Annotated in this window: 16 protein-coding genes and 2 pseudogenes; 9 read left to right on the forward strand and 9 right to left on the reverse strand. The window is 65.3% G+C overall.

All coding sequences use genetic code 11. From position 1 onward, the window contains the following. Positions 1 to 145: 145 nt before the first annotated feature. Both FOM02_RS16370 and FOM02_RS16375 read left to right on the forward strand, forming a co-directional pair. Positions 146 to 973, forward strand: a complete 828-nt coding sequence (locus FOM02_RS16370; protein ID WP_027562423.1) for an FAD binding domain-containing protein — start codon at positions 146 to 148, stop codon at positions 971 to 973. Then, a pseudogene (locus FOM02_RS16375) lies at positions 970 to 3,602 on the forward strand (molybdopterin-dependent oxidoreductase). The gene FOM02_RS16370 and the pseudogene FOM02_RS16375 overlap by 4 nt, the downstream one beginning before the upstream one ends. Here the strand turns inward: FOM02_RS16375 and uraD are convergent. From uraD to FOM02_RS16395, 4 genes are all read right to left on the reverse strand, one after another. Then, entirely contained in the window at positions 3,599 to 4,486 is an 888-nt protein-coding gene (uraD, locus tag FOM02_RS16380; protein WP_027562421.1) for a 2-oxo-4-hydroxy-4-carboxy-5-ureidoimidazoline decarboxylase, read from the reverse strand. The pseudogene FOM02_RS16375 and the gene uraD overlap by 4 nt on opposite strands. A 4-nt stretch (positions 4,487 to 4,490) precedes the next feature. Next, positions 4,491 to 5,426, reverse strand: a complete 936-nt coding sequence (puuE, locus tag FOM02_RS16385) for an allantoinase PuuE (protein WP_265441895.1) — start codon at positions 5,424 to 5,426, stop codon at positions 4,491 to 4,493. Continuing rightward, a complete protein-coding gene (locus tag FOM02_RS16390; RefSeq protein WP_027562419.1) occupies positions 5,427 to 5,840 on the reverse strand; it encodes a DUF3830 family protein in 414 nt (137 codons plus the stop codon). 88 nt (positions 5,841 to 5,928) lie between these two features. Further along, positions 5,929 to 6,207, reverse strand: a complete 279-nt coding sequence (locus FOM02_RS16395; protein WP_027562418.1) for a hypothetical protein — start codon at positions 6,205 to 6,207, stop codon at positions 5,929 to 5,931. 223 nt (positions 6,208 to 6,430) lie between these two features. On the opposite strand from FOM02_RS16395, the gene FOM02_RS16400 reads away from it, so the two are divergent. Continuing rightward, the gene (locus FOM02_RS16400; protein ID WP_092216029.1) at positions 6,431 to 6,649 is read left to right on the forward strand and encodes a hypothetical protein; all 219 of its coding nucleotides are present in this window, start codon (positions 6,431 to 6,433) and stop codon (positions 6,647 to 6,649) included. Positions 6,650 to 6,873: 224 nt separating this feature from the next. On the opposite strand, the gene FOM02_RS16405 is transcribed toward FOM02_RS16400, so the two are convergent. Then, a complete protein-coding gene (locus FOM02_RS16405) occupies positions 6,874 to 7,263 on the reverse strand; it encodes a hypothetical protein (protein ID WP_092216031.1) in 390 nt (129 codons plus the stop codon). 288 nt (positions 7,264 to 7,551) lie between these two features. Between FOM02_RS16405 and FOM02_RS16410 the strand changes: the two genes are divergently transcribed. Next, complete coding sequence (locus FOM02_RS16410) at positions 7,552 to 7,809, forward strand: DUF2798 domain-containing protein (RefSeq protein ID WP_265441896.1); 258 nt, start codon at positions 7,552 to 7,554, stop codon at positions 7,807 to 7,809. Between the two features lie 89 nt (positions 7,810 to 7,898). Next, entirely contained in the window at positions 7,899 to 8,027 is a 129-nt protein-coding gene (locus FOM02_RS16415; protein ID WP_265441897.1) for a hypothetical protein, read from the forward strand. A 35-nt stretch (positions 8,028 to 8,062) separates the two neighbouring features. On the opposite strand, the gene FOM02_RS16420 is transcribed toward FOM02_RS16415, so the two are convergent. The 4 genes and pseudogenes from FOM02_RS16420 to FOM02_RS16435 all read right to left on the reverse strand — a co-directional run bounded on the left by FOM02_RS16420 (position 8,063) and on the right by FOM02_RS16435 (position 12,357). Next, entirely contained in the window at positions 8,063 to 8,590 is a 528-nt protein-coding gene (locus tag FOM02_RS16420; RefSeq protein ID WP_265441898.1) for a hypothetical protein, read from the reverse strand. A gap of 506 nt (positions 8,591 to 9,096) precedes the next feature. Further along, positions 9,097 to 10,883 (reverse strand): annotated as a pseudogene (locus FOM02_RS16425) (chloride channel protein). Between the two features lie 12 nt (positions 10,884 to 10,895). After that, positions 10,896 to 11,549: an L-fuculose-phosphate aldolase gene (locus tag FOM02_RS16430; protein WP_181411713.1), complete on the reverse strand. Its 654-nt coding sequence runs from the start codon at positions 11,547 to 11,549 to the stop codon at positions 10,896 to 10,898. Between the two features lie 181 nt (positions 11,550 to 11,730). Beyond that, a complete protein-coding gene (locus tag FOM02_RS16435) occupies positions 11,731 to 12,357 on the reverse strand; it encodes a MarC family protein (protein ID WP_265441899.1) in 627 nt (208 codons plus the stop codon). Positions 12,358 to 12,497: 140 nt separating this feature from the next. Here FOM02_RS16435 and FOM02_RS16440 point away from each other — a divergent pair, with 140 nt between their 5' ends. The 4 genes from FOM02_RS16440 to FOM02_RS16455 all read left to right on the forward strand — a co-directional run bounded on the left by FOM02_RS16440 (position 12,498) and on the right by FOM02_RS16455 (position 16,210). Next, a complete protein-coding gene (locus FOM02_RS16440) occupies positions 12,498 to 13,067 on the forward strand; it encodes a ferritin-like domain-containing protein (RefSeq protein WP_092216037.1) in 570 nt (189 codons plus the stop codon). Between the two features lie 185 nt (positions 13,068 to 13,252). Beyond that, entirely contained in the window at positions 13,253 to 13,636 is a 384-nt protein-coding gene (locus FOM02_RS16445; RefSeq protein ID WP_027562410.1) for an Hsp20/alpha crystallin family protein, read from the forward strand. An 8-nt stretch (positions 13,637 to 13,644) separates the two neighbouring features. Continuing rightward, positions 13,645 to 16,050 (forward strand): endopeptidase La, encoded by a 2,406-nt coding sequence (gene lon / locus FOM02_RS16450; RefSeq protein ID WP_265441900.1) that lies wholly within the window; start codon positions 13,645 to 13,647, stop codon positions 16,048 to 16,050. A 4-nt stretch (positions 16,051 to 16,054) separates the two neighbouring features. Further along, a complete protein-coding gene (locus tag FOM02_RS16455; RefSeq protein ID WP_167336481.1) occupies positions 16,055 to 16,210 on the forward strand; it encodes a hypothetical protein in 156 nt (51 codons plus the stop codon). Positions 16,211 to 16,255 lie beyond the last annotated feature (45 nt).

Genomic DNA, 16,255 nt, shown 5'->3' on the forward strand with positions numbered 1-16,255 from the left:
CCGCTTCTCCTCACATTCGCGCGACAGGCACCCAATGCGGCCAAGTGCCCAAACGCCGTTTCGGCTGCGACTTGTTTGTTGCGACTTGGCTCCGGTCTTGCAAGACTCATCCCACGATTCACCGGGCGAAAGCGCTGGCGCAGCCATGGATTTGAATACCATCACGACGGTCGCCCATCCGCAAACGCGCGCGCAGCTGCCGGTCTGGACGGCGGGCGATGCCTGGCTCGCGGGCGGCACCTGGCTGTTCTCGGAGCCGCAGGTCCATCTGACGCGGCTGATCGATCTCACCGACCTGAAATGGCCGGCGCTGACGATCACGGACAGCCATCTCTCCATCGCCGCCACCTGCACCGTGGCGCAGTTCGATGGTTTCGCCTGTCCGCCGGATTGGCTCGCTGCTCCGCTGATCGGCCAGTGCTGCCGCGCGTTCCTCGCCTCGTTCAAGATCTGGAAGACGGCGACGGTCGGCGGCAATCTCTGCATGTCGCTGCCGGCCGGACCGATGATCTCGCTCACCGCGGCGCTCGACGGCGTCTGCACCATCTGGAAGGCCGGCGGTGGCGAGCAAAAGATTCCCGTCGCCGACTTCGTCACCGGCAACCAGCGCAATCGGCTGACGCCGGGCGACCTCATCCGGCAGATCGACATTCCGATTGCCGCTCTGAGGCGCCGAACGGCGTTTCGCCAGATCTCGCTGGCGCCGGTCGGCCGTTCGGCGGCGCTTCTGATCGGCAGCCTCGATGCCGACGGCACGCTGACGCTGACGGTGACGGCATCGACGGTGCGACCGATCCAGCTGTCGTTTCGCAAGGCCCCGGACGCAAGCGTGCTTCGCGAGGTGATCGCGCAGCAGATCACGGATGATTTGTACCACACCGACATCCACGGCAAACCGCTCTGGCGCAAGCACATGACGCTACGGCTTGCCGAGGAGATCCGCGCCGAACTCTTGGGGGCAACGCCATCGTGAGTTTCGAGATCAACGGCAAGGTGTTTTCGGATGAGCCGCGCGCGGGCCAGTGCCTTCGGACGTTCCTGCGCGAGCTCGGCCATTTCGGCGTGAAAAAGGGCTGCGATGCCGGCGATTGCGGCGCCTGCACCGTGCTGCTCGACGGCGAGCCGGTGCATAGCTGCCTGATCCCGGCTTTCCGCGCCGACGGCCACGTCGTCACCACGATCGAAGGTCTCGGCGGCGAGCGCGGCACGCATCCGATGCAGCAGGCCTTCCTCGACGCGCAGGGCTTTCAATGCGGCTTCTGCACCGCCGGCATGATCCTGACCTGCGCCTCGCTGAACCAGGCGCAACGCACCGATCTCGGATCGGCGCTCAAGGGCAATATCTGTCGCTGCACCGGTTATCGATCCATCGAGGACGCGCTGCTCGGCAAGACCAATGTCGAGGACAGCGTCGAGGCCGGCGCCGCGTTCGGCCGCAGCCTCCCGGCCCCCGCAGGCCCCGACGTGGTCCGCGGCAAGGCGCGCTATACCTTCGACACCGCCATCGACGGCCTGCTGCACGTCAAGCTGCTGCGCTCGCCGCATGCGCATGCCAGGATTGTCGCGATCGACAAGTCGGAGGCGCTGCGCATCCCCGGCGTGCACGCGGTGCTGACGCATGAGGATGCGCCATCGGTGCTGATCTCGACCGCCCGGCATGAGAAGGACTGGATGGATCCCGAGGACACCCGCATCCTCGACGACGTCGTCCGCTTCATCGGGCAGAGGGTTGCTGCGATCGTCGCCGAGAGCGAAGCCGCCGCCGAGGAGGCGTGTCGCCGGATCAAGGTCGATTACGACATCCTGCCGGCGCTGATCGATCCCGAGCAGGCGATGGCACCGGGCGCGCCCGTCCTTCATCCTGATCGCACCACGGCGAACCGCATCGCCGATCCCCAGCGCAACCTCGCGGCGGAGACGCATGGCGAGTTCGGCGACGTCGCCGGAGCACTCGCCTCCTCCGCCGTCACCTATGAGGCCACCTTCCACAGTCATCGCGTGCAGCACGCGGCACTGGAGACGCATGGCGGCCTCGCCTGGCTTGATGCCGCAGGCGTGCTCAATGTCCGCACCTCGACGCAGGTGCCGTTCCTGACTCGCCGCGCGCTGTCCGATATCTTCCAGCGTCCCATGGACAAGGTCCGCGTGTTCTGCGAGCGCGTCGGCGGCGGCTTCGGCGGCAAGCAGGAGATGTTCGTCGAGGACATCCTGGCACTCGCCGCGCTCAGGACGGGACGTCCGGTGAAGCTGGAGCTGACCCGCGAGGAGCAGTTCATCGCGACCTCGACCCGGCACCCGATGCGCGTCCACATCAAGGCCGGCGCCGATGCCGATGGCAGGCTGACCGCGCTCCAGCTCGACGTGCTCTCCAACACCGGCGCCTACGGCAATCACGCCGGTCCCGTGATGTTCCACTCGCTGTCCGAGTCCATCGCGGTCTACAACTGCCCGAACAAGCGGGTCGACGGCTACGCCGTCTACACCAACACGGTGCCAGCAGGCGCGTTTCGCGGCTATGGGCTGCCGCAGACACAGATCGCGATCGAAGCCGCGATCGATGAATTGGCCAGGCAGCTCGGCGTCAGCCCCTACGACATGCGTCGGCGCAACGTCGTCAAGCTGGGCGATCCCATGTTGTCGCCCCCGCCGTCCGAGTTCCACGACGTGCTCTATGGTTCCTACGGGCTCGATCAGTGCATCGACCTCGTCGAGCGCGCGATGCAGGCGGGTGGTCCGCAGCCGGAGCTGTCGCCGGAATGGCTGATCGGCGACGGCGTGGCGCTGACCATGATCGATACCGTGCCGCCGGCCGGCCACATCGCCGATGCCATGATCGCGCTCAACGACGATGGCAGCTTCGACCTCACTGTCGGCACCGCCGAGTTCGGCAACGGCACCAGCACCGTGCACCGGCAGATCGCCGCGACGATCCTTGCGACCACAGTCGACCGCATCCGCCTGCGCCAGTCCGACACCGCCCATGGCGGCCACGACACCGGCGCCTATGGCAGCGCCGGCACCTTCGCACGCTCGACCACGAGGCGGTCGTCAGCGGCGTGCGGCGGATGCCCTTCACAGAGCTCGCGACGTTCGCGCGCGAGCGTGGCAAACCGTTTGCCGCTGCCGGCAATTCCGGCGGCACGCCGCGCTCGGTTGGCTTCAACGTGCAGGGCTTTCGCGTCGCCGTGAACAAGGGCACCGGCGAGCTCAGGATTCTCCGCAGCGTGCAGGCGGCGGACGCGGGCGTCGTCGCCAATCCCATGCAGTGCCGCGGCCAGGTCGAAGGAGGCGTGGCGCAGGCGCTTGGCGCTGCGCTCTATGAGGAGATGGTGATCGATGCCGAGGGGCGCGTCACCAACCCGAAGTTCCGCGACTATCACCTGCCGTCCTTCGCCGACGTTCCGCGCACGGAGGTCTTCTTCGCCGACACCTCCGACACCATCGGCCCCCTCGGTGCGAAGTCGATGAGCGAGAGTCCGTACAATCCGGTTGCCGCCGCGCTCGGCAACGCCATTGCCGATGCCACCGGCATCCGCTTCACCGCGCCACCGTTCAAGCCGGACCGGCTGTTTCCGGCGCTGCTCGAGAAATTCGGCAGCTAGCTTCCGCGATAGGTCGAGTAGCTCCAGGGCGTCACCAGCAGCGGCACGTGGTAATGGCCTTCCGGCTCGCTGATCGCAAAGCGCAGCGGGATCTCGTCGAGGAAGGGCGGATCGGGCGTCTGCACGCCGCGTTCAGCGTAATACTTGCCGATGCTGAATCTGAGCTCGTAGCGACCGATCGGCAGCGGCCGACCGCCGATCAGCGGCTGGTCGGTGCGGCCATCGTCATTGGTAATAGCGCGCGCGATCACGCGGCTCTCACCGAGCGCGGCGAGCTCTATGAGCTCGACCGGAATGCCGGACGCAGGCTTGCCGGCGTGATTGTCCAGCACATGCGTCGACAGGCGACCGTGCACTTTCAACTTGTCGTCGGCAATCACGAGCTGATCCAGCCGCAGCGCGGAGATGCGGCCGATCTCCTCAATCGCACGCCGCGTCTCGGTCTTGGCAATGTTGCGCAACCGCGTCTCGAAATCGCGCAGCACGGAATCCTTGGTGTGACGGCGCACGCAGACGATGTAGGGGAAGCCGAATTTGTCGCGATAGGCGCTGTTGACGCGCTCGAACGCCGCGTATTCGGCATCCGACAGCCGGTCGAGGCCGGCGCTGTTCTGCTCGTCGGTCGATTCTGCCGTGAGCCCTGCGGCGCGCTGGGTCTTGTTGGCGAGATCGGGATGAGCACGGATGAGCGCGAGCTGCGCGTCAGGCTCGGCACTCTGGATCGCCCCCATCAATGCCGTGTGCAACTGGTTGATGCCGGCGAACGGTCGCTGCTCGGCAAGCTTCTCCGCAATCCAGGGCGAATACTCGACCACGTTGGCGAGCGCGGCGACGAAATCGGCCTTGCCTGCAGCGTTGAGATCGGCGAGCGAGATCTGCGGCATCGCCTTACCCGATCTCGAACGCGTCGGCGGCGAGATGCGCGTGCTTGTCGTGCCAGTGCTGCGCGATCTGGAGCCGCGTCGGCACCCAGACGCGATCATGCTTGCCGATATAGTCGAGGAAGCGGATCAAGCCCGCGGCGCGACCGGGACGTCCGGCAAGACGGCAATGCAGCCCCACCGACATCATCTTCGGCGCAGTCTCGCCTTCGGCATAGAGCACGTCGAAGGCGTCCTTCAAATAGGTGAAGAACTGCTCGCCCTCGGCAAAGCCCTGCGGGTTGATGAACCGCATGTCGTTGGCATCAAGCGTATAGGGAATGATGAGCTGCTTGCCCTTGGCGCCCTTGACCCAATAGGGCAGATCGTCGGCATAGGAGTCGCAGAGATAGAGGAAGCCGCCCTCCTCCATCAGCAGGCGGTTGGTGTTGATCGAGGAGCGGCCGGTGTACCAGCCGAGCGGCCGCAATCCGGTCGCCTCGGTATGGACGCGAATGGACTCGGCGATCTCGGCGCGCTCCTGCGCCTCGGTCATGTCCTTGTGCTCGATCCATTTCAGGCTGTGGCTGGCGATGTCCCAGCCCGTCTCCTTCATCGCCGCGACGATTTCCGGATTGCGCTTCAGCGCCGTGGCGACGCCGAACACGGTAGTCGGCCACTTTCGGTCATTGAACATCCGCCACAGCCGCCAGAAGCCGGCGCGCGAGCCGTACTCGAACATGGATTCGATGTTGGCGTGGCGCTGGCCCGGCCAGGGCTGCGCGCCAAGCACGTCCGACAGGAACGCTTCCGAGGCACGGTCGCCGTGCAGGATATTGTTCTCGCCGCCTTCCTCGAAATTGACGACGAACTGCACCGCGACCCGCGCGTTGCCCGGCCACTCCGGATGCGGCGGGTTGCGGCCGTAGCCGCGGAGATCGCGCGGGTAGCGGGCGTCAGTCACTCAGACTTCCTCGAAGCGGATCGGCAGTGCGCCCTTCCAGAGCACAGCCTTGCCGAGAGTCGCCAGATTCTCCAGGCCCGAGGTCACGGTGATGAAGTGATTGCCGGCGAGCTGGCCCATCTTGCTGGCGAAGCTCACGCCGCCATAGGCCATCAGGATCTCGGTCTCGCTGATACCGCCGGGATAGAGGATGATCTGGCCGGGCGCGGGATAGCTGGTGTGGTTCTCGTAGCCGACGCCGAAATCGAGGTCGCCGAGCGGCATCCATACCGCCTCGCCGCTCCAGCGCACATGGATGATGTGGCTTTCGAACGGCAGCGCCTTGCGAAATGCGGCGACGGTCTTGGGCGCGGCTTGCTCCTCGAAGCGGGCATCGAAGGTGAAATCGCCGGCGCGGATAACGAGTTTGCTCATCTCATCTCTCTGGGTCGGGGGCGATGGCCCCACGGGAACTTCCAAGCAAAGAGCATTCCATGGGCGTTCGCGCAAGTGGCGCGGGCCGTCACCGGCGGTCGTAGGACCAACCGAAGATGCCGCTCCGCCGCACCTCCGGCTCCGCCTCAGTGGCGGGCTGCGGCGCCTCCTTCAGTTCGGCCTGCGGCGGTGGCGCGGGCGGTGCCGGAAGGTTCTCGCATTTCATGGAGTAGACCAGCTTGCCGTCCGCGGTGCGCCCGATCGGAGCGCAGGGGTCCGGATGCGCCGCCGTGGCCTTCGGGGTCAATTTGACCTGCGCGGCCGCCGGTGAGGCCATCAACAACAGGACCAGCAGATATTTCGACATCGTTGTCGCCTGGAAAGCCAATTCGCAGCATTGAACCGGATTGCGGCGGGCAAGTCCACCGCGTCACGGGTGTGATTGCCGAATATTTAGCCGGGACCAAAAAGTTTGCTCGCTCCAACGTGAAGGCGGCGCCGCTGATATTCGGAAAGGCCCATCGCCATGTCAGCGGCGACGACGAACACACAAGACGCCACAGCCGGAGCGTCGTCACGGGAGAAACGACATGCAGAAATCTTTCGCCATTCTCGGCGCTACCTTGATTGCCGCGGTCACCATCCAGACCGCCGCGGCAAGTGACCGCCACCACGTCCGCAAGGCGCATCCCGCCCCCGTCACCCAATCGGTGCGTAACTCCAACGCGGCAATGTGGCCCTCGCAGCCGACCGAACCCGACTGGTCGCGCTACGCCAACGGCGCGATGTCGGCGCCGGCGGGACGGTGACTTGCCGGACGTGTAGCTCTCGTAGGATGGGTAGAGCGCAGCGAAACCCATCACGTCTTCGTTGCGCCGAAGCATGATGGGTTTCGCAAGAGCTCTACCCATCATCCTACGGCCTCGCAGACACACCTCCGCGACACAGCATCATCAAGCGCGGCATCTCGGATGCCAGAAGCAACAAAAAAGGGGCGGTGCAAGGCACCGCCCCTTTTTGCGAAACCGGTCGCCTAATAGGGATAGTAGCGCGGGCCGTAATAAGGACCGCCGCCATAATAGCCCGGGCCGCCGTAGTAGGGACGCGGAGCATAATAATAGTTGTCGTAGTACTCCTGGCGCCGGCTCTCGGCGATCGCGCCTCCGATCAGACCTGCCGCGACGCCCATGAAGGCGAGACCCGCGGCGTTCGGCCCGCGTCGATAATAACGATGGCGTCGGGCTGCACTGAAATCGGTGGCATTGGACGAAGCCGGACCTGCCGCGGTGGTGGGCAAGGTCTTGGCCGCGACGGGGGACGCCGCAACCGACGGCGATACCGAAGCCGCAGTCAGGGCAAGGCCCGCGAACGCGGCCAGCGCACCGGTGCGGCCAAACCTGGAAGTGACGGGTCGATTGCTCATCTTGACGTCCTCTGTTCTCGCCAAAAAAACATATTCAAACGTGACCTAACGCGCAAACCACTGAAATGGTTTCAGGATCGCGGCAATCCGCCACGCTTTGAACGATTGTAAACCGAACCAGCCGATCCAGCTTGCACCACTCAACCTGAGCGGATAATGAACAGCCGCGCCGTTTTGCGGTCGCCGTAAGCGTTCACGTGAACCAACGCATCAACCGACGCCGTCGGGATCGATGCCATTTTAATGGGTTCAACGTGACTGACGCGTCCTTTCTCGAAGAGAAATCAGATGATTGCGGTTCGCAAACTGCCGGCGCGCTATGCGCCGATCGTGATGCCATTCGTGCTGTCCGTCCTCATGACGGCCGTGGTGTCGGTCATTTCGACCCTGCGGAGCCTCGGCGCGACGCCGGCGTTCCTGGCGACCTGGCCGGGCGCATGGGCGCTGTCGTGGCTCGTCGCCTTTCCTACGTTGCTGATGGTGCTGCCACTGGTCCGCCGGATCGTGGCTTGCCTCGTCGCCTCCCCACCTCAACCAGGCCGATAGACGGACGCGGGCGGCGCTCATGAAGCCCGCCGTCCCGCTTCCATGATTACTCGACACCTTGGATCGATGGGCGCCATACGATCGGCGGCGTGGCCCGCGTCGCGCCGGTGCGGCTCGGCGAATTCGAAAGCGGCATGACCGCCGTCTTACTCGACGCGATGCCGGCGGTCATTCTCGGCGGCGTCGGCACCATCGATGTGGAGCGATCGTTGCCGTGAATGTGGCCGCGACTACGGGTCCGTATCGATCGCGACTATTGTCGCGCCGATTGCAGCTGGACCGGAGCCGTCCGTCGCACCGCGGCATGCGGTGACGACATTGCCGCCGCCGGCTTGGGCGTATGAGCCGCAGCCGGACGTGACGCAGGCACTGGTGCTGCGCTCGTCTTCTGCCCCGCGTTCGACCGGTCGGTCGTTTTGCCGGCGATCTCGGGCCTCTTGTTATCCGACGCCTTGCTTTCAGACGCCTTATCTTCAGGGGTCTTGGCGACGAGCCGCGTCATTTGTTCCTGGCCTGCTTTCAACTCATCGGCAAGCCTGAGATTGTCGACCGACATTTGCTCCTGGTTCGCTCTCAGTTGCGCGTGGCTCGCCTTGAGCTCATCGATGCCTTGCTGCACGTTTGCGAGATCGCTCGCCAGCTTCTGCAGCAATTCGGTCAACTCCGGCGGGAGTGTGCCGCCGGTTGGCGCGACGACCTCCGGTACGGTCTCGGCCGCAGATGCCGGTTGCGGCGATGCCTCGGCCAATTGAGCAGTCGGGCTCGTCTCGGCTTCGCGCACCGGCTCTGCTTGCAACTGCGACGACGTCGCAGCGTGCACCGGCGCCCAACCTGCGAACATCTGCCTGACCGTATCACCGTGGGATGATTGCGAGACGAAGGCAGCGATGCCGATCCCTGCAGCCAGCCCGAGACCGGCGAGGCGCGCAGCGCTGTTCCGCCACGCCGCGGGCGACTGCGCACGGCATCGCGCTCCAGCCGGGCAAGCTGCTCGTTGGCGCGCGCGATCTCTTCATCCACGCTCTTGATTTTCGCGAAGGTATGCGTGAGCTGTGCGTCTATGCGCGCAGACAGCGCATAAGGCGGCTCGATCGGTGTCGTTACGGAGTTCATTGGCGCTCCCCTTCCCAGCCCAATGTCGCCCGAAGGCGTCCGTCGCATTTGCTTGCCCTGATCATCGCTGACGCGGTTTGTCCAAAGCAAGACGCCTTCAAGGAAATTCGAAGGCGACTGCGGGTGCCATGGCCCCTCCCCCAATACCTCTCTCGACCCCGAGGCCGCAGACCCTTACGACAGCGCCCCCAGCACGCCGCGCGTGGCCTTGTCGATCTCCTCGACGTAGCGGCGGCGGGCGAAGGTCTCGGTGAGGAAACCAACCACCTTGCGGCTGTCGGTGGAATCGACCACCGCCAGCATCTCGGCTTCCGCCTCATCGAACACCGCCATCGCCGACTTCACGTTCATTTCCGGAATCAGCACGATGTCGATCAGGCGGGCGAGCTCGATCACCTGGATATCGTCGGCGATGGTGTCGAGGTCGCTGGAGAACAGGTCGGGCAACAGCACGAGGCCAACATATTCGTCAGCATTGTTGACGATGACGATACCCGGCCGCGAGCCCAGCGCGAATTCGCGGCGGACGGCGGCGATCGTCGTGGTCGACGGCACCTTGCCGACGTCGGAGCGCATCAGCCGCTCGACGGTGAGGTTGCGCAGCCAGCCGACATCGTTGGCGCTGCGGATGGTCTCGCCGCGCAGATGCAGGCGCCAGGTCGAGAACGAATGTCCAAACATGAAGCGGACACAGATCGAGGTGACGATGCAGCCGGCCAGCACCACGGCGGTAACGTCGACATTGCGGGTCATCTCGAGCACGAGGAACGACATGGTGAGCGGACCGCCGACGATGGCGACGCCGAGCGTCGCCATGCCCGTCAGCATCGCCACCAGCGGATCGATCACGAAGTTCGGGCTGACCAGCAGCAGCACCGCGGCGAAGAATTTGCCGATCAGGCTTCCGACGAACAGCGAGGCGAAGAACAGGCCGCCGCGGAAGCCCGACGCGAGCGAGATCAGGCAGGCCGTCACCTTCAGGCCGATGATCACGGCGATCAGGCCGATGGTCATGTCGTGGAAGAGATCAAGCACCATGGCGCCGTGGCCCGCCGCCAGCACCTGCGGCGTGACGATGGCGAAACTGCCGACGATGAGGCCGCCGATCACCGGGCGCAGCCAGACCGGCAGCCATTTGAACAGGCGCTCGAACATCGAGGAGGAGCGCATCACGGCGATGCCGACGCCACTGGTGACGAGGGCGAGCCCGATCAATGCCAGATACTGCTCGATGCCGACCGAGCTGACCTTCGGGATTTCGATGGAATACGGCGCGCCGCCGAGCCATTGCGCGGTCAGCGCGCCGGCGAGCGAGGCCGCCAGGATCGGCGCTGCGCTGCCGACCGAATAGACGCCGACGATCAGCTCGCAGGCGTAGAAGGCGCCGGTGATCGGCGCGCCGAACGCCGCTGCGATCGCCGCGGCAGCGCCGCAACCGACCATCAGGCGCAGATCGTTGCGGCGCAGGTTGAAGAACTTGCCGAGCAGCGAGGCGATGCCGGAGCCGATCTGGGTATAGCCGGCCTCGAGGCCGACCGAGGCGCCGCAGCCGTTGGAGATCAGCGTCTGGCTCGACACCACCACGCTGTCTCGCATCGAGAGATTGCCGCCGCGAAGGGCATTGGCCTCGATCGGGTCGACCGCGTTCGAAATCTTCATCGCCGGCGCGACCATTCCATTATGCCGAGCGCCAATCCGCCGAGCGCCGGCGCGAGCAGCGCCGCCCAGGGACTGACCCGCGCATTGGCGGACAGGCGGACGTCGACGGGAATGCCGTAGATCACGACATGCGCGATCTGCGCGATCTCCGCCATCAGCGTCACGATGGCGCCGGCCAGCGTGCCGATCACCAGCGCCAGCGGGATCAGGTAGAACTCGTTGCTGCGCAAGAGCGCCCGGAGCCGAACCATGGTGCGGTTCGTCCCCTTGCGATCGACGATATGTCTGAGCCGCACGAACACTGTCTGTCCGCCCTACCCTTCCGACAGGCCGTAGCCGGCCATGCGCTGGCGAACCCGCTCGATCTCCTCGCTCGACAGCAGCGGCGGTTGTCCGATCTGGAGACACCCGTGATACTGCCGCGCCAGGGTCTCGACCTCGACGGCGAGCCACATCGCCTTGTCCAGTGTCTTGCCGATCGCGATCATGCCGTGATGGTCGAGCAGGCAGGCGAGCCGGCCCTCGAGCGCCCGCATCGCATGCTCGGACAGCTCCGCCGTTCCGAATGTGGCATAGGGCGCGCAGCGGATGCTGTCGCCGCCGGCGGCCGCGATCATGTAGTGCACAGGTGGAATGTCCATGCCCATGATCGCCAGGATGGTGCAATAGGTCGGATGGGCGTGGACGAGGGCGTTGACGTCCTCGCGCGACTTCAGGATGTCGCGGTGGAAGCGCCACTCGCTGGATGGCTTCTGATCGGGGGCATGCGCGCCGTCCATCCTCATGAACACGATCTGGTCGGGCGTCATTGCCTCATAGGGCACGCTGGTCGGCGTGACCAGGAGTCCGTCCGCATGCCGGACGCTGATATTGCCCGATGTGCCCTGGTTGATGCCGAGCGCATTCATGCGGCGGCAGGCGTCGATGATGGCCTGTCTCTTGGCGAGCTCGTCCGCTGTCATCGACATCTCTGTTTCTTCTCGATTTCTTCTCGATTTCTTGGCGAAGTGCGTTTGTTAGACCCGAAGTACGTCAAAGCAATATGGCAGTGCAAGAGAAAGCGGACCGGATGAGGTACCGTCTTGCCGGGTGTACCGTTACATCGAGAAACCGATTGTAAAATCAGTACATTAGCAGATTGTCGCAGGCTCAGGAAAAGCTCGCTTTAACGGCCGCGATTCCGTTGATCACGAACTGCACCGAATAGGCCGCAAGCAGCATGCCGAGCACGCGCGAGAGCACCGCATTTCCGGTCCGCCCCAGCGTGCGGGCGATCAGACCCGCGGAGACAAAACACGACATGCAGAGCAGGCACACCGCCAGAACGATCGCAATGATGATGGCGAGCTTGGCGCCGTAGCCGGCATCGCCCGAAAGCAACAGCGTGGTCGCGATCGCGCCGGGGCCGGCCATCATCGGGATGGCCAGCGGGAACACCGCGACATCGGATGCGTGTTCCGACGTCGCCTTGTCGGCCTCGCGGGCCTCGCGATGCGGCCGGTCGCCGAAGATCATCTGGTAGGACACGCCGAACAGCAGCAGTCCGCCAGCGATCTGAAAGGCGGGGATGCCGATGCCGAGCTGGCGCAGCAGCCAGTTTCCGGCCAGCGCGATCACGACCAGTATCGAGGCCGCGATCAGCGGCGCGCGCACCGCGACCGTGCGCTTGACCTTGTCAGGCATGCCTCCTGTCGCAGCCAGGAACGCCGGCGCCAGACCGACAGGATCGACCACCAGCAGCAGCGTCACGAAGGCGGACAGGGCGAAGTCGATCATGGAAAGCGTCTCGGGTGGCGAGGCGCAAGCCATAGCGGCTCGCGAAGGCCTTCGCGAGGAACATTTGCTGATCCCGGCTCTTGATCGCGTGAGGATTGAGGAAGGGCATGCCTTCCCGTGTCGCCTCATGAGGAGGATCTATGGCTAAACGAGCAAAGAAACGTGCAACCAAGAAAAAGACCGCAGCGCGCCGTCCGCGTCGGGCGCCCAAGATGCTGAGCGACCTGTTTCTGGAGACGCTCAAGGACATCTATTTCGCCGAGAACAAGATCATCAAGACATTGCCGAAGATGGCCAAGGCGGCCCATTCGAAGGACCTTGCGGCGGCCTTCAACAAGCATCTGCGCGAGACCCAGGGCCAGGTGAAACGGCTGGACCAGATCTTCAGGATGCTGGGCAAGCCGGCACGCGGCAAGCCGTGTGAGGCGATCAACGGCATCACCGACGAGGGCGCCGAGATCATGAAGGAGTTCAAGAACGCCCCTGCCCTCGATGCCGGCCTGCTCGCCGCGGCACAGGCCGTCGAGCACTACGAGATTTCCCGTTACGGCACACTGCGTACCTGGGCCGAGGAGCTCGGCATGCATGACGCAGCGAGGCTGCTCCAGGAGACGCTCGACGAGGAAGAGGCCACCGACCACGCGCTGACGGAGCTCGCCACCTCCGTGATCAACCTCGAAGCAGAAGAAGGGTACCGCGAAGCCGCCTGATCGGCGCCGCCCGCCCAACTGTTGCCTTCGACGCCGCAGAACATGGCTGCGGCGTCGAAGCGCCTGACTGCAAGGGCCTCCGGTTCGAGAGGCCAGGCATGCTCCAGACGCGCGATGCTGGAATTTGCGGGAACCATCCCCATATCCTCGTTTTCCAACCGCAGCGCCTTCCCCGAGTTTTTGCCATGCAACCCAAAAATCCCCTCGACTGGATGCTGTCCGAAGCTTTGGACTCGCTGACCCGCGCCGAACGGCTGCGCCAGCAGTTCGGCCGCCAGGAAGCCTGCTGGGAGCCGCCGATCGACGTGCTCGAGACCGAGCATGAGCTTTTGATCCTGGTCGCGCTCCCCGGCGTCAATCCTGACAACGTCGAGACGGTGATCCATGACGGCGTGCTCATCATCTCCGGCCAGCGCACGCTGCCGCCGGAGCTTCGCAACGCCCGCATCCACCGCCTCGAGCTGCCGCAGGGCCGTTTTGAGCGGCGCATCGCGCTTCCCATCGGCCGCTACGCCATCAGCCGCTTCGTAATGGACGGCTGCGTCGCACTGCGCCTCGCCAAATCCTGAGGTCGATCATGGCCACCGAACAGATGAATACCGAACAGACCAATTCCCAAAACGGTCCTGACGTGAAGATCCCCGAAGACGCGCTGATCATCATCCCCGTGCGCGAGATGGTGCTGTTTCCGGGCGCCATCGCGCCGATCGCGATCGGCCGGGCGAAGTCCATCGCCGCCGCACAGCAGGCGCTGCGCGAGCAGCGGCCGGTCGGCATCGTCCTGCAACGCAGCCCCGAGATCGAGAGCCCCGGGCCGGACGATCTCTACCGGGTCGCGACCATCGCCAACATCGTGCGCTACATCACTGCGCCCGATGGCACCCATCACATCGTCTGCCAGGGCGTGCAGCGCGCGCGCATCCTCGACTTCCTGCCGGGGACGCCGTTCCTGGCCGCGCGCTTCCAGCAGATCCCCGAGCCGGCTACGAGCTCGCCCGAGATCGAGGCGCGCGCGCTGAACCTGCAGCGCCAGGCCATCGAGGCGATCGAGCTGCTGCCGCAGGCGCCGCCCGAGCTGATCGCGATGTTCCAGGGCACGACTGCGCCCGGCGCGCTGGCGGACCTCGCAACCTCGTTCATGGACATCAAGCCGCAGGACAAGCAGGAGGTCCTGGAGACCATCGACCTCGCTTTGCGCGTCGAGAAGGTGTCGAAGCACCTGGCCGAGCGGCTGGAGGTGCTGCGCATCAGCAATGAAATCGGCCAGAAGACCAAGGCCTCCTTCGACGAGCGGCAGCGCGAGGCGATCCTGCGCGAGCAGATGGCGACCATCCAGCGCCAGCTGGGCGAAGGCGACGGCAAGGCGGCCGAGGTCACCGAGCTGACGGCTGCGATCGCCAAGGCCAACATGCCCCCTGAAGCCGAGGCGCATGCCAAGAAGGAGCTGCGCCGCTACGAGCGCATGCCGGAGGCTGCCGGCGAAGCCGGCATGGTCCGCACCTATCTCGACTGGCTGATCGAACTGCCCTGGGCCCTCCCCGAGGAGAAGCCGATCGACATCAAGGAGGCGCGGCGCATCCTGGATGCCGATCATTTCGGCCTGGAGAAGATCAAGAGCCGGATCATCGAATATCTGGCGGTGCGCAAGCTGGCGCCGCAGGGCAAGGCCCCGATCCTGTGCTTCGTCGGCCCGCCCGGCGTCGGCAAGACTTCGCTCGGCCAATCCATTGCCCGCGCGATGGATCGCCCCTTCGTGCGCGTCAGCTTAGGCGGCGTGCATGACGAGGCCGAGATCCGCGGTCACCGGCGCACCTATATCGGCGCGCTGCCCGGCAACATCATCCAGGGCATCAAGAAGGCGGGCGCGCGCAACTGCGTCATGATGCTTGACGAGATCGACAAGATGGGCCGCGGCGTGCAGGGCGATCCCTCCGCCGCCATGCTGGAGGTGCTCGACCCCGAGCAGAACGGGACGTTCCGGGACAATTACCTGGGCGTGCCTTTCGACCTGTCGCGCGTGGTCTTCATCGCGACCGCCAACATGCTGGACCAGATTCCCGGTCCGCTGCTGGACCGCATGGAGCTGATCAGCCTCGCCGGTTACACCGAGGACGAGAAGCTGGAGATCGCGCGGCGGTATCTGGTGCGGCGGCAGCTGGAGGCTAATGGCCTCTCGGCCGAGCAGGCGGAGATCGAGCCGGAGGCGCTGAAGCTGGTGGTCAAGGGTTACACCCGCGAGGCCGGCGTGCGTAACCTCGAGCGCGAGATCGGCAAGGTGTTCCGCCATGCCGCGGTGCAGATCGCCGAAGGCACGGCTGCCAAGGTGGTGGTGACGACAAAGGACATCGGCACCGTGCTCGGCCAGCCGCGCTTCGAAGGCGAGATCGCGCAGCGCACCAGCATTCCGGGCGTGGCCACCGGCCTTGCCTGGACCCCTGTTGGCGGCGACATCCTGTTCATCGAGGCCTCGCGCGTGCCCGGCCGCGGCGGCATGATCCTGACCGGTCAGCTCGGCGAGGTCATGCGCGAGAGCGTGCAGGCTGCGCTGACACTGGTGAAGAGCAGAGCCTCCCAGCTCGGCATCGATCCCCAGCTGTTCGAGAAGAGCGACATCCACGTTCACGTCCCCGCGGGCGCCACCCCGAAGGACGGACCGAGCGCGGGCGTTGCGATGTTCACGGCGCTGACGTCGCTGCTCACCAATCGCACGGTGAGGAGCGACACGGCGATGACCGGCGAGATCTCGCTGCGCGGCCTGGTGCTGCCGGTCGGCGGCATCAAGGAGAAGGTGGTAGCCGCGGCCGCCGCCGGCCTGAAGCGGGTGATGCTGCCGGCGCGCAACAAGCGGGACTATGACGACATCCCGAAGAGCGCGCGGGACAACCTCGAATTCATCTGGCTGGAGCGCGTCGACGAGGCCATCGCCGCAGCGCTCGAGCCGGCGGAAGCCAAGGTCGATCCGAAGATCGAAGCGGCGGAGTAATGCGATGAAGAAACTGCTGGAGAAAGCAAGGAGATCGCGCAAGACGCAGCGGCTGCGCCAGCTGCTCGATCGCGCCATCGACCGGGTGCGCGATGCACTCGCGGGACCCGAGCCGCGGCTTGCGCCAGTCCCGGTCCGGGTGAAGCGCCGCAAGGGTTGAGCCCTCCGTCTCAGGCCCTTGCGACTACCCCAAATCAAAAGGCCC

Source organism: Bradyrhizobium sp. SEMIA (genome assembly GCF_014844175.1).
Classification (GTDB): Bacteria; Pseudomonadota; Alphaproteobacteria; order Rhizobiales; family Xanthobacteraceae; genus Bradyrhizobium; species Bradyrhizobium arachidis.

Excerpts from the sequence above, each read along its gene's own strand:
- FOM02_RS16370 (WP_027562423.1), top strand. The coding sequence starts at position 146 with ATGGATTTGAATACCATCACGACGGTCGCCCATCCGCAAACGCGCGCG.
- uraD (WP_027562421.1), bottom strand. The coding sequence starts at position 4,486 with ATGCCGCAGATCTCGCTCGCCGATCTCAACGCTGCAGGCAAGGCCGAT.
- FOM02_RS16390 (WP_027562419.1), bottom strand. The coding sequence starts at position 5,840 with ATGAGCAAACTCGTTATCCGCGCCGGCGATTTCACCTTCGATGCCCGC.
- FOM02_RS16395 (WP_027562418.1), bottom strand. The coding sequence starts at position 6,207 with ATGTCGAAATATCTGCTGGTCCTGTTGTTGATGGCCTCACCGGCGGCC.
- FOM02_RS16400 (WP_092216029.1), top strand. The coding sequence starts at position 6,431 with ATGCAGAAATCTTTCGCCATTCTCGGCGCTACCTTGATTGCCGCGGTC.
- FOM02_RS16405 (WP_092216031.1), bottom strand. The coding sequence starts at position 7,263 with ATGAGCAATCGACCCGTCACTTCCAGGTTTGGCCGCACCGGTGCGCTG.
- FOM02_RS16410 (WP_265441896.1), top strand. The coding sequence starts at position 7,552 with ATGATTGCGGTTCGCAAACTGCCGGCGCGCTATGCGCCGATCGTGATG.
- FOM02_RS16430 (WP_181411713.1), bottom strand. The coding sequence starts at position 11,549 with ATGTCGATGACAGCGGACGAGCTCGCCAAGAGACAGGCCATCATCGAC.
- FOM02_RS16435 (WP_265441899.1), bottom strand. The coding sequence starts at position 12,357 with ATGATCGACTTCGCCCTGTCCGCCTTCGTGACGCTGCTGCTGGTGGTC.
- FOM02_RS16440 (WP_092216037.1), top strand. The coding sequence starts at position 12,498 with ATGGCTAAACGAGCAAAGAAACGTGCAACCAAGAAAAAGACCGCAGCG.
- FOM02_RS16445 (WP_027562410.1), top strand. The coding sequence starts at position 13,253 with ATGCAACCCAAAAATCCCCTCGACTGGATGCTGTCCGAAGCTTTGGAC.
- lon (WP_265441900.1), top strand. The coding sequence starts at position 13,645 with ATGGCCACCGAACAGATGAATACCGAACAGACCAATTCCCAAAACGGT.
- FOM02_RS16455 (WP_167336481.1), top strand. The coding sequence starts at position 16,055 with ATGAAGAAACTGCTGGAGAAAGCAAGGAGATCGCGCAAGACGCAGCGG.